Genomic DNA, 26,194 nt, shown 5'->3' on the forward strand with positions numbered 1-26,194 from the left:
CGAGGGCCGTGGGGTCGAACCGTGGGAGCCGTGGGGTCAGGCCGTGGCGGGGCGCCACATCGTCCACAGCAGCGGGCCGCCGCCCGGCAGCTTCAGCTCCTCACGGACGGTGAAGCCGAAGTGCTCGTAGACCGGCAGGTTGGATTCCTTGGAGGACTCCAGGTGGACGGGCATGCCCGCGGCGTCGGCCGCGGCGAGGCCGGAGCGCAGCAGCGCGGCGCCCTCGCCGCGGCCCTGGGCGGCCGGGTCGACGCCGATCAGGGCGAGGGACCAGTGCGGCTGCGCGGGGGTGTGCCGGGCGGCGGCTTCGACGGCGTCGCCGAACAGTTCGGCCCGCTCGCCGAGGATGGCCTGGAGTTCCCGGATGGTGTCGATGTCGGGCACGGCCTTGTCCTGGTCCTCGGCGGGCACCCAGAACGCGGCGGCGGAGCCGGTGCGCTCGCAGCGGCCGTGGCGGACGTACTGGCGGGCGAAGATGGTGGTGAAGTACCGCGCCAGGGACGCCTGCCGCCCGGGGCCCTCCGGGAAGAAGAAGCCCATCATCGGGTCGTCGTGGAAGGCGCGGGCGAGCAGGTCGCCCAGCGCGGGCGCGTCCTCGGGGACGGCGGGGCGCGGTGTGGTCGTCGTCGACATACCGGTCATTCTTACGCCGGTGATCTTCGACGCTCCCGGCGGGGCCCCGATGTGCCTACGAGGCGTCGTCCAGGTGGCGGGCGAACGCCTCGCGCGCCCGGTCGTCGAAGACCACGAAGCGGATCTCCCGCACCGAGGTGCGGGTCGTGCGGGTCGTCTCCACAGCGATCCGCGCCCCGTCGTCCAGCGGCCAGCCGTAGATCCCGGTGGAGATCGCGGGGAACGCCACCACGCGCGCGTGCAGCTCGTCCGCCACCCGCAGCGACGCGCGGTAGCAGGAGGCGAGCAGCTCCGAGCGGTCTTCGGTGGGCGACCAGCGCGGGCCCACCGTGTGGATGACGTGACCGGCCGGAAGACGGCCCGCCGTCGTGGCGACCGCCTGGCCCGTGGGCAGGCCCTTGCCGTACTTCGAGGCCCGCAGCGCGCGGCAGTCGGCCAGGATCTCCGGGCCGCCCCGGCGGTGGATCGCGCCGTCCACTCCCCCGCCGCCGAGCAGCGAGGAGTTGGCCGCGTTGACGATCGCGTCCACGTCCTGCTCGGTGATGTCGCCCTGGACCAGTACGAGTTGAGCACTCATGACGCGCGCAGCCTCCTCCACACCGCCTTCGCGGCGTTGTGGCCCGACATGCCGTGGACTCCCGGTCCCGGTGGGGACGCGGACGAGCAGATGTACACGGCGGGGTGCGGGGTCGTGTACGGGGAGAGGGAGAGCTTGGGGCGCAGCAGGAGCTGGAGGCCGCTGGCGGCGCCGGAGGCGATGTCGCCGCCCACGTAGTTGGCGTTGCGGACCGCGAGTTCGGGCGGGCCCGCCGTCGCGCGCGCGAGGACGAGGTCCCTGAATCCCGGGGCGAAGCGCTCCACTTGGCGCTCGATGGCGTCCGTGAGGTCGCCGTCCCAGCCGTTCGGCACATGCCCGTACGCCCAGAAGGTGTGCTTGCCCTCGGGGGCGCGCGTCGGGTCGGCGACGGTCGGCTGCACCGTGATGAGGAACGGGGCCTCGGGGCCGCGGCCCTCGCGGGCGGCCTCGTTCAGCGCCCGGCCGATGTCCGAGCGGTGCGGGCCGACCTGCACCGTCCCGGCCGTGCGCGCCTCCTTCGCGGTCCACGGCACCGGTCCGTCCAGCGCGTAGTCGACCTTGAAGACGCTCGCCCCGTACCGGAAGCGGTCGTAATAGCGGCCGAGCCCGGCGATCCGGGCGACCGCCGTCGGCGACGTGTCGAAGATGTAGGCGCGGGCGGGCGGCAGGTCGTCGAGCCGCTTCACCTCGAAGTCGGTGTGGACGGCGCCGCCGAGGTCCTTCAGATACCCGGCGAGCGCGTCGGAGATGGCCTGGGAGCCGCCGCGTGCGACGGGCCACCCGCGCGCGTGCGCGGCGAGCGCGAACACGAGGCCGATCGCGGACGTGGCGAAGCCGGACAGCGGCGCGATGACGTGGGCGACGAGGCCCGAGAGCAGTGCCGGGGCCTTCTCGTCGCGGAAGCGGCGCATCAGCCAGGTCGACGGCGGCAGGCCGACGAGGCCGAACCGGGCGAGGGTGACCGGGTCGCGGGGCAGCGCGCTGAGAGGGAGGGACATGAAGTCCTTCACCAGGGTGTCCCAGTGCGGGAGCAGCGGTTCGATCAGGCGCCGGTACGCGCCCGCGTCGCGCGGCCCGAAGGACGCGGCGGTCTCGGCGACGGACCGGGAGAGGACGGCCGCGCTGCCGTCGGGGAACGGGTGCGCCATCGGCAGTTCGTGCTGCACCCAGTCGAGCCCGTAGCGCTCCAGGGGCAGGTCACGGAACGCCGGGGAGTTGATGCCCAGGGGGTGCGCGGCCGAGCACGGGTCGTGTCGGAAACCGGGGAGCGTCAGCTCCTCGGTGCGCGCGCCACCGCCCACCGTCCCCTCGGCCTCGAACACGGCAACGGAGAAGCCGCGCCTGGCCAGTTCAACGGCTGCGGTCAGCCCGTTCGGCCCCGCACCCACCACGACGGCATCGAGCATCGACGGCACCTTCGGACTCCTTCGTCAGCCGATGGCCACTGCTCGCACAGGATATGCCGGGCCACCGACAACGCCGGTCCGCGGGTCAGCCCGCCAGCAGTTCCGCCACCCGCCGGGTGGTGTCCGCGTCGCGCGCCGCGGTGAACGGCAGCGCGTTTCCGCCGCGGATGGAGAACGGGGCGCCGTCCCGCGTGAGGTGGGTGCCGCCCGCCTCCTCGACGAGCAGGATGCCCGCCGCGTGGTCCCAGGCCAGCTCCCAGCTGAACGCGATGGCGTCGACGGCGCCCCGGGCGATGCCCAGGTACTCCAGGCCCGCGGAACCGCACGGGCGCGGCGCGACGCCATCCGTGCGCAGGCCGAGGAGTGCGCGCTTCTGGTCGTCGGTCGTGAAGTCGGGGTGCGAGGTCGCGACCCGCAGGTCGGCGCCGGGTGCCGGGGGTCCGGCGTGCAGCACCTCTCCGTTGAGCCGCGCGCCGCGGCCGCGGACGGCCACGGCCATCTCGTCGAGCGCGGGCGCGTACGTCCAGGAGGCGAGCACCACGCCGTCGAGCGCAAGGGCGACGAGGGTGCAGAAGCCGGGGTCGCCGTGCACGAACTGGCGGGTGCCGTCGACCGGGTCGACGATCCACACCGGGGCGCTGCCCTGGATCGCCTCGTACGAGGCCGGGTCCGCGGCGACAGCTTCCTCGCCGACGACGACGGAGCCGGGCAGGAGGCCGGCGAGCTCGCGGGTGAGGTACTCCTCGGCGCGCTTGTCGGCGACCGTCACGAGGTCGTGCGGTGCACTCTTCTCCTCGATCTCGTCGGCGTCGAGCTGCCGGAAGCGCGGGGTGATCTCGGCTGCGGCGGCGGCGCGGACGATGTCCTCGACGTCGGTGAGGAGCTTGTGGTTGATGTTCTGGGTCAGAAAGTCTTCGATGCTTTCCGTCTTCGTTTCGATCATGGCTCCATGAGAACACACCCCACTGACAACGCCCCCACGGCAGGTGAACGGGAGGTGGCCCCCGGATGATTTCCGGGGGCCACACACGGAGTGACCGCTCAGCGACCGACCGCGTATCCCTGCATGCCGCGCGGGTTCGCCGCCGCGGACAGGACGCCGGTGCGCGGGTCTCGGGCGACCGCGCACAGTCGGCCCTCGGACCAGGCGTCGCCGACGGTCACGTCGTGGCCGCGGCGGCGCAGCTCGGCGACGACCTCCGCGTCCATGCGGGACTCGACGGTGACCGAACCGGGCCGCATGCCGCGCGGGAAGAAGGAGCCGGGGAACGAGTCGTTGTGCCAGTTCGGGGCGTCGATGGCGCCCTGGAGGTCGAGCCCGCCGCGCACCGCCCCGCGCAGCGCCACCGCGAGGAAGAAGTGCACCTGCCACTGGTCCTGCTGGTCGCCGCCGGGGGTGCCGAAGGCCATCACCGGGACGCCGTCCTTCAGGGCGAGCGACGGGGTGAGCGTGGTGCGGGGGCGCTTGCCGGGCGTGAGCGAGTTCGGCAGGCCCTCCTCCAGCCACGCCATCTGGAGGCGGGTGCCGAGCGGGAAGCCCAGCTCGGGGACGACCGGGTTGGCCTGCAGCCAGCCGCCGGAGGGCGTGGCGGCGACCATGTTGCCCCAGCGGTCGACGATGTCGATGTGGCAGGTGTCACCGCGGGTGGCGCCGTTGGCGGACACCTCCTCGTCCGAGGCCGACTTCTGCACGGTGGGCTCGCCCGCGCCCGCGACCCCCATGGCGTCGAAGCCCTCCTCGCCGGAGGCGACGGCGTGGGCGTGCGCGCTCAGGCGCGGCTCGGCGCCGAGCGGGCTGCCGGGACGCAGCTCGTGGGAGGCCTTGTCCGGGTCGACGAGGGCGCGGCGCTCGGCGTTGTACGCGTCCGAAAGCAGCGCGTCCACCGGGACGTCCGCCGCGTCGCCGTACCAGGCCTCGCGGTCCGCCATCGCGAGCTTGCAGCCCTCGATCAGCAGGTGGACGTAGTCGGCGGACCCGTAGGCGGGCAGCTCGGGCGGGAGCAGGGCGAGCTGCTGGAGGAAGGCGGGGCCCTGGCTCCAGCCGCCGGCCTTGCACAGCGTCCAGCCGTTCCAGTCGTACGTCGCCGGGGCCTCGTAGGACGCCGACCAGCCGGCGAGGTCCTCGGCGGTCAGCGTGCCGACGTGGCGCTCGCCGCTGGTGTCCTTCGTGGGCCGCTGCGACTGGCGCACGAGCGCCTCGGCGATGAAGCCCTCGCGCCACACCTTCCGGGCGGCCTCGATCTGAGCGACACGGTCGGCGCCTCCGGCCTCCTCGGACTCGGCTATGAGGCGCTTCCAGGTGGTGGCGAGCTGCCGGTTGCGCAGCAGCTCACCGGGCTTGGGCGCCTTGCCGTCGACGAGGTAGACCTCGGCGGACGAGGGCCACTCGGTCTCGAAGAGCTCGCGGACGGTCTCGACGGTCTCGCCGACGCGCTCCACGGGCGCGTGCCCGTCCTCGGCGTACCCGATGGCGTACTTGAGGACCTCGGCGAGGGTCTTGGTGCCGTGGTCCTTCAGGAGCAGCATCCAGGCGTCGAACGCGCCGGGCACGGCGGCCGCGAGCGGTCCTGTGCCGGGGACGAGGTCGAGGCCGAGGGACTTGTAGTGCGCGACGGTGGCGCCCGCCGGGGCCCCGCCCTGCCCGCACAGCACGCGCACCTCTCCCCCGGTCGGCGCCAGGATGATCGGCACCTCGCCGGCGGGCCCGTTCAGGTGCGGCTCGACGACGTGCAGCACGAAGCCCGCGGCGACGGCGGCGTCGTAGGCGTTGCCGCCGTCCTCCAGGACGGCCATCGCGGACTGGGAGGCGAGGTAGTGCGTGGAGGACACCATGCCGAAGGTGCCCTGGAGGGTCGGGCGGGTGGTGAACAAGGAGGCTCCTAGCTGGTGGCGGTGCGGGTGTTGGGGATCGTACGAGACGCTGCCGACAGCGCCTCCGGTGGCGCGGAGGCGGCGTCCGGGGCCGTGCCGTCCTCGGCGACGAGGTGGCAGGAGACCTCCCGGCCGCCCTCCAGCGTCCGCAGGGCGGGGACTTCGGTGCGGCAGCGGTCGACGGCGAGCGGGCAGCGGGTGTGGAAGCGGCAGCCGGCGGGCGGGGCGAGCGGGCTGGGCAGTTCGCCGCTGAGGACGATGCGTTCGCGGCTGCGCTGCGTGGCCGGGTCCGGGACGGGTGCGGCCGAGAGCAGCGCCTGCGTGTAGGGGTGCTTGGGGTCGGCGAACAGCTCGCGCGTGGGCGCCTGTTCGACGATCTGGCCGAGGTACATGACGGCGATCCGGTCGGCGAGGTACTCGACGGCCGCGAGGTCGTGCGTGATGAACAGGCAGCCGAAGCCGCGGTCGCGTTGCAGGTCGGCCAGCAGGTTGAGGACGGAGGCCTGCACGGAGACGTCGAGCGCGGAGGTCGGCTCGTCGGCGATCAGCAGGTCCGGTTCGACGGACAGGGCGCGCGCGATGGAGATGCGCTGGCGCTGGCCGCCGGAGAGTTCGTGCGGGTGCCGGTCGGCGTGCTCGGGGCGCAGCCCCACCTGGTCGAGGAGTTCGGCCACCCGCGCGCGTGCCGCCTCGCCCTTCGCGATGCCGTGCAGCTTGAGCGGTTCGGCGATGATCTGGCCGACCGTCATCCGCGGGTCGAGCGAGGACGACGGGTCCTGGAACACCAGGTGGAAGTCCTTGCGCAGGGGCCGCAGGGCGCGCCGCGACATGCTGGTCACGTCGGTGCCCTTGATGCGCACGGTGCCGCCGGTGGGGTCGTCGAGGCGGACGGCGCAGCGGCCGACGGTCGACTTGCCGCTGCCGGACTCGCCGACCAGGCCGACGACCTCGCCGCGACCGACGGCCAGGGTGACGCCGTCGGCGGCGCGCACGGTGCCGCCGGAACCCGCGAAGTGCCGTTCCAGGTCGATCAGTTCAAGCACGGGCTCGGGGCTCATGACGCGGTCTCCTGGAGGGTGTGCGGGTGCCAGCAGGCGGCGCGGTGCGGGGCGTCGGCCCCGGCGTCCGCGGCGACGGCCTTGAGGCCGGGACGGCTCGACGTACAGGTGTCGTCGGCGCGGGCGCAGCGCGGCGCGAAGGTGCAGGCGTCGGGCTGGGAGTCGAGGCTCGGCACGAGGCCGGGGATCTCGGGGAGCCGCCGCTTGGCTGTGCCTTGCGAGCCGCCGGGGCGCAGCACGGCGGAGAGCAGTCCGCGCGTGTACGGGTGCTTGGGGTCGTCGAACAGCTCGTCCACCGGTGCCTGTTCGACCGGGCGGCCCGCGTACATGACGAGCACGCGGTCGGCGGTGTCGGCCACCACGCCGAGGTCGTGCGTGATGAGGACGATGGCGGTGCCGAGCCGCTCGCGCAGCGATTGCAGCACCTCCAGGATGCCCGCCTGCACGGTGACGTCGAGCGCGGTCGTCGGCTCGTCGGCGATGAGCACGGCCGGGTCGCAGGCGACGGCGATGGCGATCATGACGCGCTGGCGCATGCCGCCGGACAGCTGGTGCGGGTACTCGTCGACGCGCTCGGCCGGGGCGGGGATGCCGACGAGGTCGAGGAGTTCGACGGCACGCGCGCGTGCCTGCTTCTTGTTCAGCCCCTGGTGGCGGCGGAGCACCTCGCCGATCTGGCGGCCGATGGTGAGCACCGGGTTCAGGGACGTCATCGGCTCCTGGAAGATCATCGCGATGTCGTTGCCGCGGATCTTCCCGTACGCCTTGTCGTCCGCGCCCGCGAGCTCCTTGTCGCCGATCCGGACGGAGCCGGTGATGTGCGCGCTGGGCGGCAGCAGCCCCATGACGGCCATGGAGGTGACGGACTTGCCGCAGCCCGACTCCCCCACCACGGCGAGCACTTCACCGGCGCGCAGGTCGAAGGAGACCTGGTCGACGGCGTGCACGGTGCGGGTGTCGGAGCGGAACGAGACGGACAAGTCACGGACGCTGAGAACAGGATCGGGGCTCATCGGGTCGCTCCACGGGGGTCGAGGACGTCGCGCAGGCCGTCGCCGAGCAGGTTGAACGCCAGCGTCGCGGCGACGACCGCGAGGCCGGGGAACACCGCCATCCAGGGCGCCTGCGCGAGGAAGGACTGGGCGGAGGACAGCATCACGCCGAGGGACGGCTCGGGCGGCTGCACGCCGAGGCCGAGGAAGCTGAGCAGGGCCTCGCCGATGATGGCGGTGGGGATGCCGACGGTGGCCTGCACGATCAGCGCCGAGGTGGCGTTGGGCAGGATGTGCCGGAACAGGACGGTGCCGTCGCCGCCGCCGTTGGCGACCGCAGCGGCCACGTAGTCGACGTGCTTGAGGCGGAGCGTCTCGGCGCGGGAGATGCGGATGACGGCCGGGATCTGCGAGATGCCGATCGCGATGGTCGCGTTGCCGAGCGAGGGGCCGAGGACGGCGGCGAGGCCGACGGCGAGCACCAGGAACGGGAAGGCGAGCATCGTGTCGGTGACGCGGGAGACGACGCTGTCGGCGACCTTGCCGTAGTACCCGGCGAGCAGCCCGAGCGGGACGCCGACGACGAACGCGAGGACGACCGCGAGGACGCCGACCTGCATCGAGGCGCGGGCCCCGAACACGACGCGGGACAGCTGGTCGCGCCCGAGGTCGTCGGTGCCCAGCCAGTGCGCCCAGCTCGGCGCGGCGAGGACGTCGTCGAAGTTGGCGCGCGCCGGGTCGTAGGGCGCGACGAGCGGCGCGAACAGCGCGGCGAGCACGAAGATCGCGGCGATGACGGCGCCGGTCATGGCGAGCTTGTTCTTGCGCAGGGCGCGCAGCTTGGCGTTCCCGGCGGCCCGGGCGCGTATTCCTGTGAGAGCCAGCGTGGTCACCGGGCACCTCCGAGCCGGATGCGCGGGTCGATGACCGAGTACGCCACGTCGACCAGCAGGTTGATGAAGATGTACGCGAACGACGTGCACAGCACCACGCCTTGCAGCGTCGCGTAGTCGCGGGTGAAGACGGCGTCGATGGTGAGCTTGCCGAAGCCGGGGAGCACGAAGATCTGCTCGGTGACGACGGCGCCGGAGATCAGGTGGCCGAGCTGGAGGCCGAGCACGGTGACGACGGTGACGAGCGAGTTGCGCAGCGCGTGTCCGCCGACCACCTCGCGGCGCGAGAGGCCCTTGGCGCGGGCGGTGCGCACGTAGTCCGCGGACAGCGAGTCGAGCATCGCGGCGCGGGTCTGCCGCATGACGACGGCGGCGAGCCCGGAGCCGAGGACGATCGCGGGCAGCACCATGCGGCGCAGGTTGTCGATCGGGTCGGTGCCGAACGGGACGAAGCCGGAGGCCGCGAAGACCGGTACGGCGATCGCGAAGGCGAGGACCAGGACGATGCCGAGCCAGAACGTCGGCACCGAAAGACCCAGCAGGGCCAGGGCGTTGGCGATCCACTCGGCGGTCTTGCCGCGGCGCACGGCGGCGACGACACCGGCTCCGACCCCAAGGACGATGGCCAACAGGAGGGACAGCGCCGCGAGTTCGAGGGTGACGGGCAGCGCCTGCGCGATGGCGTCGGAGACCGGGAGACCGGTACGCGAGGAGTTGCCGAGGTCGCCCTGGAGGGCGTGCCCGATGAACCGGCCGTACTGGATCACGATGTTGTCGTCGAGCCCGTACGCGGCGCGGATCGCGGCCAGCGCCTTCGGGCTGCGCTCCTCACCGGCGAGGGCGAGCGCGGGGTCGCCGGGCAGCGCGCGGATGCCGGCGAACACGACGATCGACACGAGGAACATCGTGATGACGGACTGCCGGATCCGGGTGAGGACGTACTTGGCCATCGGGTGCCCGGCGAGCAGCCCCGACTTCTTCAATGTGGGCTTCTTGACAGCCACTTGAGCGGTCGTCACTTGACGTACCCCGCATCCTTGACTCGGACGAGGCCGTCGCCGTAGACGCGCAGGCCCGCGACGTCCTGCCCGGTGACGACGTAGTTCTTCTGGCGGTAGAGGTAGATCAGGGCGTGCTCGTCGTTCACCTTGCGGATCAGCTCGGCGTAGATCTTGTCGCGCGTCGCGGAGTCGGACTCGGTGCGGCCGCGCTTGATCAGCTCGTCGATCTCGGGGTCGCCGAGGCCGTAGGCGTTCATCGCGCCCTTGGTCTGCAGGAAGCTGGCGATGTTGCCGTCGGGGTCGAGCCGTCCGGACCAGCCGCTCTGGAAGGCCTCGTAGTGGCCGTCGTCGGTCTCCTCGAGCATGGTGGCGTACTCGGTGGGGCGCAGCTTCAGGTCGAATCCGGCGTCCTTGACCATCGCCTGGATGACCTGGCCGATGCGGCTCCACTCCGGCGTCGTGTTGATCTTCAGTTCCACGGGCACGGAGCCCTTGACGCCCGCCGCCTTCAGCAGCCGCTTGGCCTTGGGGACGTCGCGCTTCGGGCACTCGGAGGCCTTGACGCCGGGCGCGATCGCGGACGCCGGGGACATCGGGCCGCAGGCGGGCTCGTACATGCCCTGGAAGGCGACCTTGTTGATGAGGTCGCGGTCGATGGCCAGCTCGAAGGCCTCGCGGACGCGGACGTCCTTGGCCATCGGGGTGTCGACCTCGCCGGGGGCCTGGCCGAGGCCCTTGACGTTGCCGACGTTGATGCCGATGCCCTGGTAGCCAAGCGAGGGCGAGTTGAAGAGCCGCAGCTTGTTGTCGGTGAGCGCGCTCTTCACGTCGACCGGGACCATCTGGTCGCCGACCTGGACGTCGCCGGAGCGCAGGTTGGCGAGGCGGACGCTGCCGTCGGGGATCGGCTTGTAGATCACCCTGTCCAGGCGGACGTCCTTGGCGTCGTAGTAGTTCGGGTCCTTGGCGACGACGATGCGGTCGCCGCCGACACGCTCCACGAACCGGAACGGCCCGACGCAGGACGGGTGGTTGGTGAAGTTCTTGCCGTACTTCTTGAGCGCGGTCGGCGACATGACCATGCCGGAGCGGTCGGCGAGCACGGCGGTCAGCGGCACGTACGGCTGCTTCAGGGTGAGCTTCACGCTGTACGGGCCCGTGGCCTTCGCCGACTTCAGCGGGGTCAGCTCGGTGGCGCGGGCGGAGCCCGACAGGTCGCGGTGGCGCAGCAGGGAGGTGACGACGGCGTCGGCGTCCAGCTTCGTGCCGTCGCTGAACCTGGCGTCCTCGCGCACGTCGAAGGTGACGGTGCGGCCGTCCTTCGACACCTCGGGCTGCCGGGTCGCGAGCTGCGGCACGACCTTGCCCTGCTCGTTGACGTCGTAGAGCTTTTCGCACATGCCCGCGAAGACGGTGCGGCCCACGAGGGTCTGGGCGAGGGTCGGGTCGAGCTTGTCGGGGTCGGCGTTGAGGGCCACGGTCAGCGTTCCGCCGTCACGGACGGGACGGTCGTCGGTCATCCGCTCCCCGCCCACCTCCGTGGCCGAGGACTGCAGGGAGCCGCAGCCCGCCAAAGTGGACATCGCCAGGACAACTGCCGTGCTGGCAACCGCTGTTCGGCGCACGAGGGCGTACCTCCGCCAGGGATGAGGGGTGGGCGATCGGTGAGCGATCAAGGAATACGGCAGAACGTATTTCGCATACAGTCCGCACACAAGAGGGTTGTCCGGGATCCGGACAACCCTTGGTGAAGATTGGATAACCCCGAGCGGCAAAAGGGGCTCCACGCCCACAAATTGCCCCGCCCACCGACCCGCCGCTCAGGCCGGCGGAGCGAACGCCTCCCCTTCCACTTCCCGCAGCCGCCGGAACCGCCCCCTCAGCTCCGCCCTGCGCGCCCGGTCCATGGCGAGATTCACCAGCTCGCCCGGATCCTCCTGGTGGTCGTACAGCTCGTGGTCGTTGTCGTCGAAGTCGGCGTCCGGGCCGTAGAGCATCGTCGAGGGCTCCGGCTTCTCGCCCAGGTCCGCGGGGAGCCCGCCGCCGACGCCGAAGTAGCGGGCGTACTTGAACCGGCCGTCGAACATGCCGCGCACCGCGTACCGCGTCTGCTGGATCCGGCGGGTGTGCGTGGCCTCGTGCGCGAACAGCACGTAGTCGCGCACCGACGCGCGCGGGTCCCGGAGCACGGGCGTGAGGTCCACGCCGCGGAACGAGTCGGGCGCGGGCGCCCCCGCGAGCGCGCAGATCGTCGAGGCGAGGTCGACATGCGAGGCGAGGGAGCCGCTGACCGTGCCGGGCCGGGTCACGCCCGGGGCCTTCACGTAGCAGGGCACCCGCATGATCTCGTCGTAGACGAAGGGCCCCTTGGAGCGCAGGCCGTGGCCGCCGCACATGTCGCCGTGGTCGGACGTGAAGATCACGACCGTGTCGTCCCAGCCACCGGACTCCTCCAGGGCACCGAGGACCTTTCCGAGGGACTCGTCGGCGAGGCGGTGCAGCTGGGCGTAGTAGTCGAGCTGGCGCAGCCACGCGCCCTTGTCGGCGGGGTCGATGCGGCCGTACAGGCTGTGCTGCTGGTCGTGGCGCCACTGCCGCTGGGTGTCCGGCTTGGTGTGCAGGTCGTCGTCGAAGTTCGCGGGCAGCTCGCTGAACACCTCGTCATAGGGCCGCTCGTACGGCGGGATCGCCTGCCCGCCGCCCCAGTCGCCGTCAAGGAACTGGCGGATGAACTCCATCGTGCGGGGGTGCGCGCGCTGATATTCGGGCTGGTCGATCGGGTACCACATCACGTCGTGCGGATTGACGAGCGCGACGGTCAGGAACCAGGGATCGGGGGCGTCGGCGTTGCGGCGCAGCCAGTGCGCGGCGTTCTCCGCGATGACCGGGTCGAAGTGCACACCGGTGCCCGCGAGGCCCATGAAGTGGTGGTCGTTGCCGTCCCAGTCGCCGTAGCCGTACGCCTCCATGTCGGGCCGCGCCGAGCGGGACAGGTGCCACTTCCCGATGTACGAGGACCGGTACCCGGCCCCCCGCAGCGCGCCGCCGATGGTGGTGACGGCGGGGTCGAGCTCCGGCTGCCAGGGGAAGATGACGTTCTCGGCGACCTGGTGCTGGGTGACGTACTGGCCCGTCATCATCGTGGCCCGCGAGGGCGAGCAGGGCGAGGAGTGCGTCCAGTAGTTGGTGAACTCCATGCCTTCGGCCAGCAGCCGCTCGCGCCACGGGAGTTCGACCGTGGCCGGCAGCCAGTCGCGCTGGCGCTCCTGGTCGGAGACGACGAGGAGGATGTTGGGCCGATGAGGGTGAGGCATGTCAACCTTCCTTGTTCGCAGGGGAGTTGGCCTCGCGCGTGGCGGCGCCCACGCCGCCGGTAGCCGGGGTCCGGCCGTGCCGCATGAGGACGGCGACGAGCAGGGCCGTGGCGGCGAAGCCCGCCGCCACCAGGAACGCGGCGACATAGCCGGACTCGGCGTAGAGGATCTCGTCGCCCGCCGCCGGTCCTTCGAGGACGTGCCGGGCGAGGACGGCGCCGAGCACCGTGACGCCCGTGGCGTTGCCGAGGTTGTTGGCGACGCCCATCATTCCGGCGCCGACTCCGGTGTGTGTCGCGGGCACGGCCTCGACGACGAGGTTCGACACGGACACGAAGAAGAAGCCGAAGCCGACGCCCGCGAACACGGCCGCGAGCAGGATGTGCCACACCTGCGTGTGCAGCACCGCAAGGAGCGCCGCGCCCGTGGCGAGGCAGCCGAGCGCGACGACGAGGCCGGTGCGCGGCCCGTGCCGCCGCGCGAGCAGCCCGCCGAGCGGACCGCCCGCCGCGCTCAACAACCCTTGCGGGACAAGGAAGACGGCGACCCCGAGCGGCGCCATGCCGAGCCCGAACCCGGTGTCCTTCGGTGTCTGCACGAGCTGCGGCAGCGCGAGCGCCTGCCCGCCGATCGCCACGGCCCCGCCGAACGCGGCGAGCAGCGTCCAGCGCAGCGCGGGCCCCGCGAGCAGCCGCAGGTCGATCAGCGGATGCGCGGCGCGCAGCTCGCACACCACGAACAGGGCGAGCAGCACGCACGCCCCGACGGCCACCGCGATCAGCCGGCCCGAGCCCCACCCCCACCGGCCGCCCTGCCCCACCGCGAGCAGCACCCCCGCCGCGCCGCACCCGAAGAGCAGTCCCCCGGCGACGTCCACGCGCCGCCGAAGGCGCACCCCGGACTCCGGGAAGGTGGCGACGACGAGCGGCGTGAGCACCACCGCGTACAGCAGGCAGAACCAGAAGATCGCCCGGAAGCCGAAGGCCTGCGTGAGCGCCCCGCCGACGACCGGGCCCACGATGACGCTGAACCCGATGCCGGTCGTGATCGCCCCCATCGCGACCGGCACGATGCGCGCCGGGAACACATCACGGATCAGCCCGTACGCGGCCGGGGCGATCACCATGGCGACGCCCTGCACGGCACGCCCCGCGAGGAACACGGGGAAGTTCGGCGCGAGGGCGCACACCAGCGAGCCGACCGCGAAGGCGCCCGCCGCGTACACGATCACCCGCTTCTTGCCGTGCCCGTCCGCGACCTTGCCGAGCAGCGGCTGCGCCACCACCCCGACGAGGCTGACGACGGTCAGTGTCCAGCCGATCGACGGGGTGCGGAACTCGGCCGCCATCTGCTGCAACGCCGGGTAGACCAGGGAGAGTTCGAGCGCGACGACCTCGGTGAGCAGGATCAGCGGGACCAGCCGCAGGACGTACGCGGCGGTGCTGCGGCCTTCGATGCGCGACGTGTCGGTCACGGAGACGTCTTAACGCGCTTGCGTTAAACAAGCAAGACACGCGACACTCCTCGCCATGCCTCCCGCGAACACGAACACGACGGCCACCGCGAACGGAACACGACGCCGCCTCATCGACGTGGCGGAGCGCCTCTTCGCCGAACAGGGCATCCATGCCACGTCACTTCGGGAGATCGCCGCGGCGGCGGACCAGCGCAACACGTCCGCGGTCGCCTACCACTTCGGCACGAAGCGGGGCCTGATCGACGCGATCTACGAGGACCGGCTCACGGTCACCACCGCGCGCCAGTTGGAGCTCCTGGAGGCGATCGACGCGCAGGGCCGGGGCAGGGAACTGCGGGCGCTCACCGGGGTGTTGGTGCGTCCGATGGTCGAGCGCCTGGAGGACCCGGAGCGGCCCAGCTGGTTCCTGCGGTTCGTCGTCAACGCCATGTACGTCGAGGGCATCGCGCCGGACGACCTCAGGGCCCACCCGTGGACGCGCGGACTGCTGCGGCTGCACTCCCGGATCACGCGCTGCATGCCCGAACTCCCGGACCGCATACGGGAGAACCGCTGGGACTTCTTCATCGGCCTGCTGCTGCACACCCTCGCCCAGCGGGAGCGGGCACTGCAGGCCGGGGCCGACCCCGGCGAACCGCGACTGCTCGCGGCCGACCTCGTCGACGCGGGGGTGGCGGTGCTCACCGCCGAGGTGTCGGAGAAACCCTGGTGATCAGCTGTCCACCCAGCCGTGCTTGCGCCCGCTCTGCACCAACTCCCGGCGGATGGCCAGGATCTGCTCCCCCGTCAGGGACGGGGCCGAGCGCAGCAGCAGCTCCGTGACCTCGTTGGTGAACTCGTCGACGCGCAGCACGTCGCAGAGCACGTCGTCGCCGTCGGCCGCGTGCCGCCCCGGCGCGGGAGCCGAGGCGCCCTCGGCGAGCTGGACCGACGAGGCCTTGGGCCCGCGGTCGCCGTCCTCGATGTCGAAGGAGACCTTGAGGCCCGTGCGGATGTACGACTCGGGAATCAGGAGGTCGTTCACATGCAGGAAGACGTCCTCGCCGCCGTCGTCCGGCGCGATGAACCCATAACCACGCGCTCCGTCGAAGCGCACCACACGACCAGCGACCACGCCGACCCCCAACCACCTCGGCGGACCCGGTGCCCGCAGCCTCCAACAACGTTTGCGGATCCTACCGGTCCGCCCCCGCGAACCCGCGGACCCGCCGCGGCGACGCCCCAGCGTGATGTCGCGGTGACGGAAGTGGCGGTTTCCGCACACAGGAACTCATGTGAGACTGGCGTCCCCCGCCCACCCTGACGTAAGGGACGTACGCGGTGCGTTCTCTCCCGCTCCCGGTCACCCTGACCGCACGCCTGCTGCCCGTCGCCGTGCTCGCCTGCGCGGGCTGGGCCTACTCCGGCCCGATGGCGGAGCAGTCCGCGAGCAAGGACCGCTCCGAGTCGGCGCCGCAGTCGTCCTCGGCGCCCGACGAGCCCGGCGAGTCCGTGGCCTCGAAGACCTATCAGAAGCCGCCGGCCCCCTGTGAGGCGCTGCCCGCCTCGACCATCAAGTCGCTCGTGCCCGACGCCAAGACGGCCGGCAAGGAGCTGTCGGCCACCGACGAGTCGGTCCGCCGCGGCTGCTCGTGGAGCGCCCTGAAGGGGTACGACTACCGCTGGCTCGACGTCTCCTTCGAGGTGAAGGACTCCGACGACCTGGCGAAGAAGGCATACGCGGCCGGGAACGGCGAGAAGCGGACCAGCCCGCTCAAGGGCCTCGGGGACGAGGCGCGCGTGACGAGCTCGCTCACGACGAAGAACAAGCAGGACACGCGCGAGTCCGTCGTGACGGTCCGCACGGGGAACATGCTGCTGACCGTCACCTACAACGGCAGCGACTTCGAGTCGAAGGACGCGCCGTCGAACGACACCGTGATCAGAGGCGCCCGCGAGGCCGCCGGGGACGCGGAGGCCTCGCTCGGCACCGGGAAGGGCTCCTGACTCAGCCCCGGCTCGGCGGCCAGTTCTTGAACGTCTTGGGGCGCGGCGGCGCGTACGTGCGCACCTTCGACGTGCTCAGGCCCATCCGCACCAGCGACTCGGCCACGGTCACGGCCGCGGCGACGCCGTCGACGACGGGCACGCCCGTGCGCGCCTTGACCTCGTCGACGAGGCCCGCCATGCCGCCGCAGCCCAGGCAGATCACCTCGGCCCGGTCCTCCTCGACGGCCCGCGCGGACTGCTCGACGATGGCCTTCACGGCGGCGTCCGGATCGCGTTCGAGATCGAGCACGGCGAGGCCACTGGCCCGTACGGAGGCGAGCCGGTCGGTGAGCCCGGCCAGCTTGAGGCGGTCCTCGATGAGCGGCACGGCCCGGTCGAGCGTGGTCACCACCGAGTACTTGTGGCCGAGGTACATGGCCGTGCTCGCGGCGGCCTCGGTGATGTCGACGACCGGTACGTCGAGGAGCTCCTGGAGCCCCTCGCGGCCGTGCTCGCCGTAGCCCGCCTGGATGACGGCGTCGAAGGGCTCCGGGTAGGCGCGGACCGTCTCCATGACGGCGATCGCGGCCAGGTAGCTCTCGTAGTTGCCCTCGCAGGAGTCGGGGCCGAACGCCGGGGTGAGCGGCACGATCTCGGTGCCCGGCGAGGCCACGGCCCTGGCCTGCGCACCGATGCTCTCGGTCATGTCCTCGGTGGTGTTGACGTTGCAGACGAGAATGCGCATGGCGGGCTACAGCTTTCTTCTTGTTGTGCTTCGTGGTGGTGCGGGAGCGGGGGTCAGGCGGCCGGGACCGCGATCTCCTCGCCGTCCTTGTCGTTCGCGATACGGCTGCGGTCCGCGAGGACAACGTAGAGCAGCGCGGCGAGGCCGGCGCCGATGAACCAGGAGAAGCCGGAGAGCGACTTGAACGCGGGCACGAGGGCGATCACGACCGCGACGGCGGCGGACGGGGCGAACGCGGCGACGGCCCGCAGGTGGAACCCGGAGCGGTAGTGGTAGTCGCCGTCGGCGGCGTCGGTGTAGAGGTCGGGGACGTTGACCCGGGTCTTGCGGACGATCCAGTAGTCGGCCATGACGACGCCGAAGGCCGGGCCGAGCAGGGCGCCGAGCCCGCCGAGGAAGTAGTTCACGACGGTCGGGCTGTTGTAGAGGTTCCACGGCAGGATGACGAGGCCGATGACGGCGCTGACGATGCCGGCCTTGCGGAAGTCCAGCTTGCGCGGGAACAGGTTGACCAGGGCGTAGACGGGCGCGACGAAGTTGGCGAGCAGGTTCACGGCGATGGTCAGGACGATGAAGGCCAGGGAGGCGAGGACCATCAGCGGGGTGCTCGGGATGGTCGCCACGATGTCCTCGGGACCGGCGATGACCTTCCCGTTGATCGCGAACTGGCCGCCGGAGAGCACGACGACGATGCCGGCGAAGAACAGCATGTTGAGCGGGATGCCGACGAGGTTGCCCGCGACGATGGCGCGGCGGCTCTTCGCGGAGCGGGTGAAGTCGCAGAAGTTCAGGACGAAGGTGCCGTAGATGACGACCCACAGCGCGGCGGACTCGAAGATCTGCCGCCAGGCGTCGAGCCCGGTGGGCGCGGAGCCGGTGGAGACCGCGATGGACATGTCGGCCTTGACGAAGATCCAGGCGGCGAGCGCGCACATCGTGATGAGGATGGTGGGCGCGGCGAACGCCATGTACTTGCGGATCAGCTCCATGCCGTAGCTGACGATCACGACCTGGACGACCCAGAGGACCAGGAAGGTGATCCAGCCGAGGGTGGACAGGCCCAGGATCGAGTTGTGGTCGAGCGCGGCGGCGCCGGGCGCCAGCTTCTTGATCACGGCGCCGAGCACGACGGCGGCGAGATAGGTCTGGATGCCGAACCAGGCGATGGCGACGGCCCCGCGCACCGCGGCGGGGACCTGCGCCCCGCGGATACCGAAGGCGATCCGGCTCATCACGGGGAACGGGACGCCGGTCTTCTGGCCCATGTAGCCGGAGAGCGTGAGCAGCCCGAAGAGCAGCAGCGAGGCGACGGCGAAGGCGATCAGGATCTGCCAGACGCTGAGCCCGAGCGCGAACAGGCCCACGGCGAACGCGTAGTTGCCGAGGCTGTGCACGTCGTTGCCCCACAGCGTGAAGACGTTGTACGCGCCCCAGCGGCGGCCCTCCTTCTTGGTGGGGGCCAGATCGGGACTGTAGAGACCCGGACTGGTGCGGGCGGGCCCGTCGACACCGGCGGTGGGGGTCTGTTCGTGCACGGCAGTCATGACGCGCTCCTGGGGGATGTCCACAATTTCCGCGATGAGGAATCTGGTTTCCTCTTGGCGGGAAGACGCTACGGGCCGGTTTTGCGGTAATCAAGAGGTGTACGCGAAGAAAACACCGATTCCTCACGGGCCAACTCGCCGCCCGATTCGGGCATTTGCGGGCCGAGCGCGCAGAGCACGCACAGCGCCCGCATCTCCAGTTTGGTATACCAAAGCCGATGGGAGGGGGATCCGTCAATGGGAGACGGGTCACAGAAAGCACATCGGGGGAAGAGTGCGCGATTCATTGACGCGCAACGCCTTCGACCCTACGTTCCCGTCCGGACACACGACCACCGTCCGAAATACCGGACACGTGTGCCTCGTCCGACGCGAAGGAGCCCCCATGCCGCGCGCTTCACGAAGAACCGCGTTACTCGCCATCCCCGCCGCCGCCCTGCTGGCGCTGATCCCCTCGACGGCCTCGGCCTACCCGAACCCGGGCACGGTCACCGGCGCCACCGTCGTCCACGACCCCACGATGATCCGCACCTCGGCGGGCAAGTACCTGCTCTACGCGACGGGCGGCGGCCTCGCCGAACGCTCGTCGACCGACCGGACCGCCTTCACCGCGGGCCGCGACGCCTTCACCACCAAGCCCTCCTGGTGGTCCTCGTACGCGACGGAGGCCTGGGCCCCCGACATCTCGTACCACGGCGGCAAGTACCTGATGTACTACGCCGTTTCGACCTTCGGCTCCAACAAATCCGCGATCGGCCTGGCCGGCTCCACGACCGGCGAGCCGGGCTCGTGGACGGACTACGGCACCGTCTACACCTCCACCACGTCCAGCGACTACAACGCCATCGACCCGAACCTGTTCGTCGACGGCGACGGCAAGTGGTGGCTGTCGTTCGGGAGTTGGTGGTCCGGCATCAAGATGATCCAGATCAATCCGTCGACCGGCAAGCAGATCGCCACGAACACCAAGCGCTACTCACTGGCCGCGCGCCCCACCGGCACCAAGGCCGTCGAGGCGCCCTACGTCGTCAAGCGCGGCAGCCACTACTACCTGTTCGCCTCGTACGACACCTGCTGCGCCGGCACCTCCTCCACGTACAAGGTCAAGGTCGGCCGAGCCACGAGCGTCACCGGGCCGTACTACGACAAGAACGGCGTCGCCATGACGAACAACGGCGGCACGCCCGTCCTGGAGTCGCACGGCCGGTACATCGGTCCCGGCGGCCAGTCGATCATGAACGACGTGGACGGGGACCTGATCGTCTACCACTACTACGACGGCCAGGACAACGGCACCCCGAAGCTCGGCGTCAACCTGCTCGACTGGAGCTCGGGGTGGCCCGTCGCCTACTGAGACCTCCGCTCCCCCAGCATGAGCACCGTGTAGAGCACGAGTGACGCCGCGAGCCCCACCGCCCAGCCGTAGTCCGCCAGCGGCTTGAGGAAGGGGATCAGGCCGTCCACGGGGAACGGGCCCGCCTTCTCGCCCTTCGCGTTCAGCGTCGAGTACGAGCCGCCCACGGCGAGCACCCCGCCGACCGCGAAGGCGAGAACGGCGCGCCAGTTCCAGCCGCCGCGATACCAGTAACGCCCCTCCCGCACATACAGGTCGGCGAGGTGCAGCACCGTGCGCCGCACGATCCAGTAGTCGGCGATCAGGATGCCCGCGACCGTGCCGAGCAGCCCGCCGACCACGCCGAGCCACGTGAAGATGTACAGCTCGGGCGTCGAGGTGAGCTTCCACGGCATGACGAGGACGCCCACCACGCCCGTGATGATCGCGCCGGTGCGGAAGCTGATCAGCTTCGGGGCCAGGTTCGCCAGGTCGTACGCGGGCGAGACCACGTTGGCCGCCACATTGACCGAGATCGTCGCCACGAACACCGTGACCAGCGCGAAGAGCAGCCCGAACACGTTGTCCGTCTTGCCCGCGAGCGCCACCGGGTCCCAGATCGGCGCCCCGTACACCTTCTCCGAACCGGCCGTCACCAGGACCGACATCAGCGCGAAGAGTGTCATGGTCGTCGGCAGCCCCATGGTCTGCCCCCAGACCTGCGCCCGCTGGCCCTTCCCGAAGCGGGTGAAGTCCGGGATGTTCAGCGACAGCGTGGACCAGAAGCCGATCATGCCCATCAGGCCGGGGAAGAAGACCTTCCAGAAGTCGGGGCCCCAGCCGACCTTCGACGGCTCGTGCAGCAGCGGGCCGAAGCCGCCCGCCTTGTTCGCGATCCAGATCAGCAGCACCGCCGCGCCGACGAGCACGAACGGCGCCGCCCAGTTCTCGAAGCGGCGCAGCGTCTCCATCCCCCGGTAGATGATGGCGAGTTCGATCACCCAGAAGACGAAGAAGCAGAGCCAGAGGGTCCACGGGTAGCCGCCGACCTCGGCCGCGCCCGTCCACCCTCCGAAGATCTTCCCGAGCAGCACGAAGATGCCCTGGCCGCCGATCCACGTCTGGATGCCGAACCAGCAGCAGGCCACCGCGGCCCGCACCATCGCGGGCAGATTGGCGCCGCGGATCCCGAAGCCGGCCCGCGCGAGGACCGGGAAGGGGATGCCGTACTTGGGGCCCGCGTGCCCGGTCAGCAGCATCGGGAGCAGGACGATGACGTTCGCCAGGGCGATGGTGAGGACGGCCTGCTTCCAGTCCATGCCCAGGGCGACGAGACCGGACGCGAGCGTCCACGACGGGATGCAGTGCGCCATCCCGATCCACAGGGCCACGAAGTTGTACGTGGTCCAGCGGCGGTCGGCGAGCGGAACGGGGCGCAGGTCCTCATTGGCGTAGCGGCTGCCGGCCGGATAGGCGTCGGCGGCGAGCTCCACCGCATGCTGGGGTGCTCTCGGGGCGGTGTCGGTCATGGGGCAGTCCGTTCTGCTCAGGGAGACGGAATCAGCGCACCGTTCCTGTCAGGCGTGCAGCGCGGGGATCACGTCCCTGCCGTACGCCTCGATCACCGCTTCCTTCGCGTCGTGCATCGCGTACACGGCGAACTGGTCGACGCCCAACTCCTTCAGCCTGCCCAGCCTTTCGAGGTGCGCGGCGGGCGGGCCGAGCAGACAGAAGCGGTCCACGATCTCGTCGGGCACGAACGCCGTGTCCGGGTTCCCGGAGCGGCCGTGGTGCGCGTAGTCGTACCCCTCGCGCGCCTTGATGTAGTCCGTCAGCGCGTCCGGGACCATGCCCGAGTGCGCGCCGTACTTGGCCACCAGGTCGGCCACGTGGTTGCCGACCATGCCGCCGAACCAGCGGCACTGCTCGCGCGCGTGGTCGAGCGCGGCCGGTGTGTCGACCTCCGTGACGTAGGCGGGCGCCGCGACACAGATCTTGACCGCGGCGGGGTCACGGCCCGCCGCGGTCGCCGCGTCCCGCACCGCCTTGATCATCCACTCGGTGAGGAACGGGTCGGCGAGCTGGAGGATGAACCCGTCGGCCTCCTCACCGGCCATCTTCAGGGCCTTCGGCCCGTACGCCGCCATCCACACGGGGAGTTCGGCGCCCTCGCGCACCCAGGGGAACCTGACGACGGAGCCGCCGCCGAGGTCGGCCTCGTCGCCGCGAGCCAGCGCCCGGATGACCTTCATCGCGTCGCTGATCCGGGCCAGCGTGTTCGGCTTGCGCCCCGCCACCCGCATCGCGGAGTCGCCGCGCCCGATGCCGCACACCGTGCGGTTGCCGTACATGTCGTTGAGCGTCGCGAAGGTCGAGGCGGTGACCTCCCAGGTGCGGGTGCCGGGGTTGGTGACCATCGGGCCGACGGTCAGCCGCTCGGTCTCCGCGAGGATCCGGCTGTAGATGACGAACGGCTCCTGCCACAGCACGGCGGAGTCGAACGTCCAGCCGTACGTGAAGCCGGAGGCCTCCGCGCGTTTCATGAGGTCCACGACCGCGGAGGCGGGCGGGTCGGTCTGCAGGACGAGTCCGAAATCCATGGGGAGCCCCTCGTGTCTTGTGCCGAGTGCCGGGTGCCGAGCCGCCATTGAAAGGCACAATCGTGGACTTCCCGGGGAGGCTTGGCAAGAGGTCCACCGGATGAGCTCTACGCGCGTCCAGCATCCGCCACCCGTGCGGGTGAGGGGCGGGCCCCCTCACCCGCGGGTGCTCAGACCGCGGACGCCCTGCGCGCCGGACGCCACCCGGGCCCCGGCACCGCCGCCCGCAGCTGCCGGGTGTACTCCTCCCGCGGGTCCGCCAACAGGCCCTCCGTCGGCCCCTGTTCGACGACGCGGCCCGCGCGCATCACCAGCGCCCGGTCGCTGATCTGCCGGACCACGGCCAGGTCGTGCGAGATGAACACGTAGGCGATCTCACGGCGTTCGCGGATGTCGGCGAGCAGGTTGAGGATCTGGGACTGGATCGACACGTCGAGCGCGGCCACCGCCTCGTCGAGGACGAGAACGCGCGGCTCCACGGCGAGCGCGCGGGCGATGGCGACGCGCTGGCGCTGCCCGCCGGAGAGCTGGGCCGGGCGCAGCTCCGCATGGTGCTTCGCGAGGCCGACCGACTCCAGCAACTCCGCTGCCCGCGACCGTCGTTCGGCGGCCGACGCGGGGAAGTGCAGGGCGAGCGCGGTCTCGACGACGTCGCCGACGCGCTGCAGCCGGTCCAGGGACGCGTACGGGTCCTGGAACACGATCTGGATCTCGCGGGCCCGGCGCCGCCGCTCGGCCGAGGGCACCCGGCGCCGCGCGGCGCGCTCCCTGCCGCACACGGTGAGGCGCCCCGCGTCCGGTGTCTCCAGGCCGAGCAGCATCCGCGCGACCGTGCTCTTGCCGGAACCTGACTCCCCGACGATGGCCAGACACTCCCCGGCGCCGACCGTGAACGACACGTCGTCCACGGCCACGGCGTCGCCGAACGTCTTGCGCAGGTCGACCGCTTCGAGGACGGCCCCGCCACTGCTGCTCACCATGTCGCGACCTCCTCCGCCCGCAGGCACGCCACCCGCACACCGTCGTCCAACTCCCTTTCCTCCGGCTCCTGTTGACCGCAGGCGTCGACGGCGTGCGCACAGCGCGGGGCGAACGCGCAGCCGGGCCCCTCCTCCTGCGCCTCGAAGGCCGCGACCGGGCGGCCGGGGACGACCGGGAGGCGGTGCGCCCGGTCGGTGAGGCTCGGGCGGGAGCGCAGCAGGCCCGCCGAGTAGGGGTGCCGGGGGCGTGCGGTGAGCGCCTCGGCGGGCTGGGTCTCCACCGTGCGGCCCGCGTACATGACGGCGAGGCGGTCGCAGGTCGCGGCGGCCAGCTCCAGGTCGTGCGTGATCAGCAGCAGCGCCAGGCCGCGGGACCGCCGCGCCTCGTCGAGGATCGCCATGACCTCGGACTGGGCGGTGACGTCGAGCGCGGTGGTCGGCTCGTCGGCGAGCACGAGGTCGGGCTCGGCCGCGAGCACGGAGGCGATCATGACGCGTTGCAGCAGGCCGCCGGAGAGTTCGTGCGGGTACTGGCGCAGGCGGCGCGCCCCGTCGGGGATGCCGACGTCGGCGAGGATCGCGACGACGCGGCGCTCGGCCTCCCGGCGCGCCACCGACCGCTCGGCGACCAGCGCCTCCGTGAGGAAGTCGCCCACGCTGCGCACCGGGTTGATGTGGGCGCGCGGGTCCTGGAAGACCATGGCGATGCGGCGGGCCCGCAGGGCGCGCAGGGCACGGCCGCCGAGCGCCGTGACGTCGCCGCCCTCGAACTCGACGCGCCCGTGGGTGCGCGCGCCCTGCGGGGTGAGGCCGATGACGGCGCGCGCGGTCATCGACTTCCCGGACCCCGACTCGCCGACGAGGCCGACGGCCTCGCCCCGGCCCAGTACGAGATCCACCCGGTCGACGAGGGTCCTGCGCACGCCCTTCGTCCCCGGGACGGGGATGTCGAGCCCGAATCCGCGCAGGGCGAGCAGCGGTGCCGCGTCCCGCTCCATGGGTGTGGTGGTCATCGGTCCCTCCCGAGCCGGTCGCCGAGCACGTTGACCGCGCACACCGCGAGGGCGATCGCCACGCCCGCGGCCACGGCCTCGATCGGATTGCCGCGCATGGCGCTGTCCAGGCCGGACTTCACCATCAACCCCCAGTCGGGCGTGGGTGGTTGGACGCCGAGGCCGAGGAAGGAGATCGCCGCGAGGTCGATCACGGCGTAGCCGAGCGCGGACACGGCCTGCGCGACGATGATCGGCCGCAGGTTGGGCAGCAGGTGCCGTACGCAGATGGTGACCGCGGGCCGGCCCTGCACCCAGGCGGCGGCGACGTAGGGCAGGTTCCGCTCCCGCAGCGCGGCGCCGCGCACCACTCGGGCGACGTACGGGGTGTAGGCAACGGTCAGGCCGAGCGCGACGGGCATCAGGCCCGGTCCGAGCACGGCGACCGCGAGCAGCGCGAACACGATGCCGGGCACCGCGAACAGCACGTCGAGGACGCGCGAGACGACCGTGTCGACCCAGCCGCCGCACCACGCCGCGGTGATCGCGAGGGTGGTGCCGACGGCCGCGGACACGGCGATGACCAGGACCGGGCCGAGCAGGGTGGGGCGGGCGCCCCAGATCAGCCGGGACAGCACGTCGCGGCCGAGGGCGTCGCCGCCGAGCCAGTGCCCCGGGGTGGCGTAGCCGAGCGTGTTGAACAGGTCCGGGAGATCGGGGTCGTAGGGCGCGACGAGGGGCGCCGCGAGGGTGCCGAGGACGATCAGGGCGAGGACGGCGGCCGCGGCGCGGGCGAGCGGGTCGCGCGGCACCGCTCTGCGGGCGGCGGTCAGCGAGGTGGCGAGTGCGGTGGTCATCGAGCCATCCGGGGGTCGAGGACGGAGTAGAAGAGGTCGACGACGAGGTTGACGACGACGAAGGACGCCACGAGGACGAGCACCACGGCCTGCACCACGGCGAAGTCCCGCTGCATGATGGCGCGGACGAACAGCGAGCCGATGCCGTCGAGCGCGAACACGTTCTCCACGACGACGGCCCCCGCGAGCAGCCCCGCGACGGTCAGGCCGATGACGGTGGTGACGGGCACGGCCGCGTTGCGCAGCACGTGCCGCCGCACGATCCGGGATTCGGAGAGCCCCCGGCTGCGGGCGGTCTCCACGTGTTCGCGGCCCATCTCCTCGCGCACGGAGGCGCGGGTGATCCGGGCGAGGTACGCGGCGGAGCCGACGGCGAGCGTGATGGCGGGCAGCGTGAGGTGGTGCACGCGCCCCCACAGCCCTTCGCCCGCGCCGAACACCGGGAACCAGCCGAGGCCGCGCGCGAACACGATCACGAGGACGACGCCGATGACGAACACCGGGGTGGCGAGCAGCACCGAGGAGACGCCGGTGACGGCGGCGTCGGTGCGGCCGCCGCGCAGCGCGGCGAGGGTGCCGGCGGCGAGCCCGCCGACGACGATGAGCAGCGACGAGTAGGCGACGAGCCACAGGGTGGTGGCGGCGCGCGTGCCGAGCAGCGTGGTGACGTCCTGCCGGTAGACGAGCGAGCGGCCGAGGTCGCCGCCGAGCGCGTCGCCGAGCCAGCTGACGTAGCGCACCAGGAAAGGGTCGTCGAGGTGGTACTGGGCGCGGATCGCGGCGATCTGCTCGGGCGTTCCCGTGCGGTTGCCGAGGAGGAACGCCATCGGCCCGCCCGGCACCAGGTACAGCAGCCCGTACACGAGGAAGGAGGCGACGAGCAGCACGGCGGCGAGCCCGGCGAGCCTCAGCAGCACGAATCTGACGGTGGGGTTGAGAAGCGATTTCATGCG

At 71.6% G+C, this 26,194-nt stretch carries 24 protein-coding genes; 3 read left to right on the forward strand and 21 right to left on the reverse strand.

Annotation, left to right across the window (positions count from 1 at the left end; translation table 11 throughout):
- Positions 1-36: 36 nt before the first annotated feature.
- The 12 genes from ACFV9W_RS29095 to ACFV9W_RS29150 all read right to left on the reverse strand — a co-directional run bounded on the left by ACFV9W_RS29095 (position 37) and on the right by ACFV9W_RS29150 (position 14,219).
- A complete protein-coding gene (locus ACFV9W_RS29095) occupies positions 37-633 on the reverse strand; it encodes a GNAT family N-acetyltransferase (protein WP_385766485.1) in 597 nt (198 codons plus the stop codon).
- Between the two features lie 55 nt (positions 634-688).
- Complete coding sequence (locus ACFV9W_RS29100) at positions 689-1,210, reverse strand: O-acetyl-ADP-ribose deacetylase (RefSeq protein ID WP_385766488.1); 522 nt, start codon at positions 1,208-1,210, stop codon at positions 689-691.
- Positions 1,207-2,625, reverse strand: coding sequence for a phytoene desaturase family protein (locus ACFV9W_RS29105; protein WP_385766491.1), 1,419 nt, complete (start codon positions 2,623-2,625; stop codon positions 1,207-1,209). Before ACFV9W_RS29105 ends, ACFV9W_RS29100 begins: the two co-directional genes overlap by 4 nt.
- A gap of 76 nt (positions 2,626-2,701) precedes the next feature.
- Positions 2,702-3,559 (reverse strand): inositol monophosphatase family protein, encoded by an 858-nt coding sequence (locus tag ACFV9W_RS29110; protein ID WP_385766494.1) that lies wholly within the window; start codon positions 3,557-3,559, stop codon positions 2,702-2,704.
- A gap of 98 nt (positions 3,560-3,657) precedes the next feature.
- Positions 3,658-5,487, reverse strand: coding sequence for a gamma-glutamyltransferase family protein (locus ACFV9W_RS29115; RefSeq protein WP_385766497.1), 1,830 nt, complete (start codon positions 5,485-5,487; stop codon positions 3,658-3,660).
- An 8-nt stretch (positions 5,488-5,495) separates the two neighbouring features.
- Positions 5,496-6,545: an ABC transporter ATP-binding protein gene (locus tag ACFV9W_RS29120; RefSeq protein WP_385766500.1), complete on the reverse strand. Its 1,050-nt coding sequence runs from the start codon at positions 6,543-6,545 to the stop codon at positions 5,496-5,498.
- The gene (locus ACFV9W_RS29125; protein ID WP_385766503.1) at positions 6,542-7,558 is read right to left on the reverse strand and encodes an ABC transporter ATP-binding protein; all 1,017 of its coding nucleotides are present in this window, start codon (positions 7,556-7,558) and stop codon (positions 6,542-6,544) included. The genes ACFV9W_RS29120 and ACFV9W_RS29125 overlap by 4 nt, the downstream gene beginning before the upstream one ends.
- The gene (locus ACFV9W_RS29130; RefSeq protein WP_385766632.1) at positions 7,555-8,421 is read right to left on the reverse strand and encodes an ABC transporter permease; all 867 of its coding nucleotides are present in this window, start codon (positions 8,419-8,421) and stop codon (positions 7,555-7,557) included. Before ACFV9W_RS29130 ends, ACFV9W_RS29125 begins: the two co-directional genes overlap by 4 nt.
- A 5-nt stretch (positions 8,422-8,426) precedes the next feature.
- Positions 8,427-9,380, reverse strand: coding sequence for an ABC transporter permease (locus ACFV9W_RS29135; protein ID WP_385766635.1), 954 nt, complete (start codon positions 9,378-9,380; stop codon positions 8,427-8,429).
- Positions 9,381-9,445: 65 nt separating this feature from the next.
- A complete protein-coding gene (locus tag ACFV9W_RS29140) occupies positions 9,446-11,014 on the reverse strand; it encodes an ABC transporter substrate-binding protein (RefSeq protein ID WP_385766506.1) in 1,569 nt (522 codons plus the stop codon).
- A 237-nt stretch (positions 11,015-11,251) separates the two neighbouring features.
- On the reverse strand, positions 11,252-12,745 hold the full coding sequence (locus ACFV9W_RS29145; protein ID WP_385766508.1) for a sulfatase-like hydrolase/transferase: 1,494 nt from the start codon (positions 12,743-12,745) through the stop codon (positions 11,252-11,254).
- A gap of 1 nt (position 12,746) precedes the next feature.
- The gene (locus ACFV9W_RS29150; RefSeq protein ID WP_385766511.1) at positions 12,747-14,219 is read right to left on the reverse strand and encodes an MFS transporter; all 1,473 of its coding nucleotides are present in this window, start codon (positions 14,217-14,219) and stop codon (positions 12,747-12,749) included.
- A gap of 55 nt (positions 14,220-14,274) precedes the next feature.
- On the opposite strand from ACFV9W_RS29150, the gene ACFV9W_RS29155 reads away from it, so the two are divergent.
- Complete coding sequence (locus tag ACFV9W_RS29155; RefSeq protein ID WP_385766514.1) at positions 14,275-14,934, forward strand: TetR/AcrR family transcriptional regulator; 660 nt, start codon at positions 14,275-14,277, stop codon at positions 14,932-14,934.
- Here the strand turns inward: ACFV9W_RS29155 and ACFV9W_RS29160 are convergent, their stop codons facing one another.
- Positions 14,935-15,336 carry a cold-shock protein gene (locus ACFV9W_RS29160; protein WP_385766516.1) on the reverse strand — a complete coding sequence of 134 codons (402 nt, stop codon included), beginning with the start codon at positions 15,334-15,336 and terminating at the stop codon, positions 14,935-14,937.
- Positions 15,337-15,542: 206 nt separating this feature from the next.
- Here ACFV9W_RS29160 and ACFV9W_RS29165 point away from each other — a divergent pair, with 206 nt between their 5' ends.
- Complete coding sequence (locus ACFV9W_RS29165) at positions 15,543-16,208, forward strand: hypothetical protein (protein WP_385766518.1); 666 nt, start codon at positions 15,543-15,545, stop codon at positions 16,206-16,208.
- Between the two features lies 1 nt (position 16,209).
- On the opposite strand, the gene ACFV9W_RS29170 is transcribed toward ACFV9W_RS29165, so the two are convergent.
- On the reverse strand, positions 16,210-16,935 hold the full coding sequence (locus tag ACFV9W_RS29170; RefSeq protein WP_385766521.1) for an aspartate/glutamate racemase family protein: 726 nt from the start codon (positions 16,933-16,935) through the stop codon (positions 16,210-16,212).
- A gap of 53 nt (positions 16,936-16,988) precedes the next feature.
- Positions 16,989-18,479 carry an NCS1 family nucleobase:cation symporter-1 gene (locus ACFV9W_RS29175; protein WP_385766523.1) on the reverse strand — a complete coding sequence of 497 codons (1,491 nt, stop codon included), beginning with the start codon at positions 18,477-18,479 and terminating at the stop codon, positions 16,989-16,991.
- 385 nt (positions 18,480-18,864) lie between these two features.
- Here ACFV9W_RS29175 and ACFV9W_RS29180 point away from each other — a divergent pair, with 385 nt between their 5' ends.
- Positions 18,865-19,833 carry an arabinan endo-1,5-alpha-L-arabinosidase gene (locus tag ACFV9W_RS29180; RefSeq protein ID WP_385766525.1) on the forward strand — a complete coding sequence of 323 codons (969 nt, stop codon included), beginning with the start codon at positions 18,865-18,867 and terminating at the stop codon, positions 19,831-19,833.
- Here the strand turns inward: ACFV9W_RS29180 and ACFV9W_RS29185 are convergent.
- From ACFV9W_RS29185 to ACFV9W_RS29210, 6 genes are all read right to left on the reverse strand, one after another.
- Positions 19,827-21,341 (reverse strand): NCS1 family nucleobase:cation symporter-1, encoded by a 1,515-nt coding sequence (locus ACFV9W_RS29185; protein WP_385766528.1) that lies wholly within the window; start codon positions 21,339-21,341, stop codon positions 19,827-19,829. The two genes, ACFV9W_RS29180 and ACFV9W_RS29185, sit on opposite strands and share 7 nt — an antisense overlap.
- A 48-nt stretch (positions 21,342-21,389) precedes the next feature.
- Positions 21,390-22,412, reverse strand: a complete 1,023-nt coding sequence (locus ACFV9W_RS29190) for a TIGR03842 family LLM class F420-dependent oxidoreductase (RefSeq protein ID WP_385766531.1) — start codon at positions 22,410-22,412, stop codon at positions 21,390-21,392.
- A gap of 170 nt (positions 22,413-22,582) precedes the next feature.
- The gene (locus ACFV9W_RS29195; RefSeq protein WP_385766533.1) at positions 22,583-23,392 is read right to left on the reverse strand and encodes an ATP-binding cassette domain-containing protein; all 810 of its coding nucleotides are present in this window, start codon (positions 23,390-23,392) and stop codon (positions 22,583-22,585) included.
- Positions 23,386-24,405 (reverse strand): ABC transporter ATP-binding protein, encoded by a 1,020-nt coding sequence (locus ACFV9W_RS29200; RefSeq protein ID WP_385766535.1) that lies wholly within the window; start codon positions 24,403-24,405, stop codon positions 23,386-23,388. The genes ACFV9W_RS29195 and ACFV9W_RS29200 overlap by 7 nt, the downstream gene beginning before the upstream one ends.
- On the reverse strand, positions 24,402-25,241 hold the full coding sequence (locus tag ACFV9W_RS29205; RefSeq protein ID WP_385766538.1) for an ABC transporter permease: 840 nt from the start codon (positions 25,239-25,241) through the stop codon (positions 24,402-24,404). The genes ACFV9W_RS29200 and ACFV9W_RS29205 overlap by 4 nt, the downstream gene beginning before the upstream one ends.
- Positions 25,238-26,191 (reverse strand): ABC transporter permease, encoded by a 954-nt coding sequence (locus tag ACFV9W_RS29210; protein WP_385766541.1) that lies wholly within the window; start codon positions 26,189-26,191, stop codon positions 25,238-25,240. Before ACFV9W_RS29210 ends, ACFV9W_RS29205 begins: the two co-directional genes overlap by 4 nt.
- Positions 26,192-26,194: the final 3 nt, after the last annotated feature.

It is taken from the genome of Streptomyces sp. NPDC059897 (genome assembly GCF_042730865.1).
Classification (GTDB): Bacteria; Actinomycetota; Actinomycetes; order Streptomycetales; family Streptomycetaceae; genus Streptomyces.

Bases quoted from the DNA above. Each gene is read 5' to 3' on its own strand.
- ACFV9W_RS29095 (WP_385766485.1), bottom strand. From the start codon at position 633: ATGTCGACGACGACCACACCGCGCCCCGCCGTCCCCGAGGACGCGCCC.
- ACFV9W_RS29100 (WP_385766488.1), bottom strand. From the start codon at position 1,210: ATGAGTGCTCAACTCGTACTGGTCCAGGGCGACATCACCGAGCAGGAC.
- ACFV9W_RS29110 (WP_385766494.1), bottom strand. From the start codon at position 3,559: ATGATCGAAACGAAGACGGAAAGCATCGAAGACTTTCTGACCCAGAAC.
- ACFV9W_RS29120 (WP_385766500.1), bottom strand. From the start codon at position 6,545: ATGAGCCCCGAGCCCGTGCTTGAACTGATCGACCTGGAACGGCACTTC.
- ACFV9W_RS29125 (WP_385766503.1), bottom strand. From the start codon at position 7,558: ATGAGCCCCGATCCTGTTCTCAGCGTCCGTGACTTGTCCGTCTCGTTC.
- ACFV9W_RS29135 (WP_385766635.1), bottom strand. From the start codon at position 9,380: ATGGCCAAGTACGTCCTCACCCGGATCCGGCAGTCCGTCATCACGATG.
- ACFV9W_RS29140 (WP_385766506.1), bottom strand. From the start codon at position 11,014: ATGTCCACTTTGGCGGGCTGCGGCTCCCTGCAGTCCTCGGCCACGGAG.
- ACFV9W_RS29145 (WP_385766508.1), bottom strand. From the start codon at position 12,745: ATGCCTCACCCTCATCGGCCCAACATCCTCCTCGTCGTCTCCGACCAG.
- ACFV9W_RS29155 (WP_385766514.1), top strand. From the start codon at position 14,275: ATGCCTCCCGCGAACACGAACACGACGGCCACCGCGAACGGAACACGA.
- ACFV9W_RS29170 (WP_385766521.1), bottom strand. From the start codon at position 16,935: ATGCGCATTCTCGTCTGCAACGTCAACACCACCGAGGACATGACCGAG.
- ACFV9W_RS29175 (WP_385766523.1), bottom strand. From the start codon at position 18,479: ATGACTGCCGTGCACGAACAGACCCCCACCGCCGGTGTCGACGGGCCC.
- ACFV9W_RS29180 (WP_385766525.1), top strand. From the start codon at position 18,865: ATGCCGCGCGCTTCACGAAGAACCGCGTTACTCGCCATCCCCGCCGCC.
- ACFV9W_RS29185 (WP_385766528.1), bottom strand. From the start codon at position 21,341: ATGACCGACACCGCCCCGAGAGCACCCCAGCATGCGGTGGAGCTCGCC.
- ACFV9W_RS29190 (WP_385766531.1), bottom strand. From the start codon at position 22,412: ATGGATTTCGGACTCGTCCTGCAGACCGACCCGCCCGCCTCCGCGGTC.
- ACFV9W_RS29195 (WP_385766533.1), bottom strand. From the start codon at position 23,392: ATGGTGAGCAGCAGTGGCGGGGCCGTCCTCGAAGCGGTCGACCTGCGC.
- ACFV9W_RS29200 (WP_385766535.1), bottom strand. From the start codon at position 24,405: ATGACCACCACACCCATGGAGCGGGACGCGGCACCGCTGCTCGCCCTG.
- ACFV9W_RS29205 (WP_385766538.1), bottom strand. From the start codon at position 25,241: ATGACCACCGCACTCGCCACCTCGCTGACCGCCGCCCGCAGAGCGGTG.
- ACFV9W_RS29210 (WP_385766541.1), bottom strand. From the start codon at position 26,191: ATGAAATCGCTTCTCAACCCCACCGTCAGATTCGTGCTGCTGAGGCTC.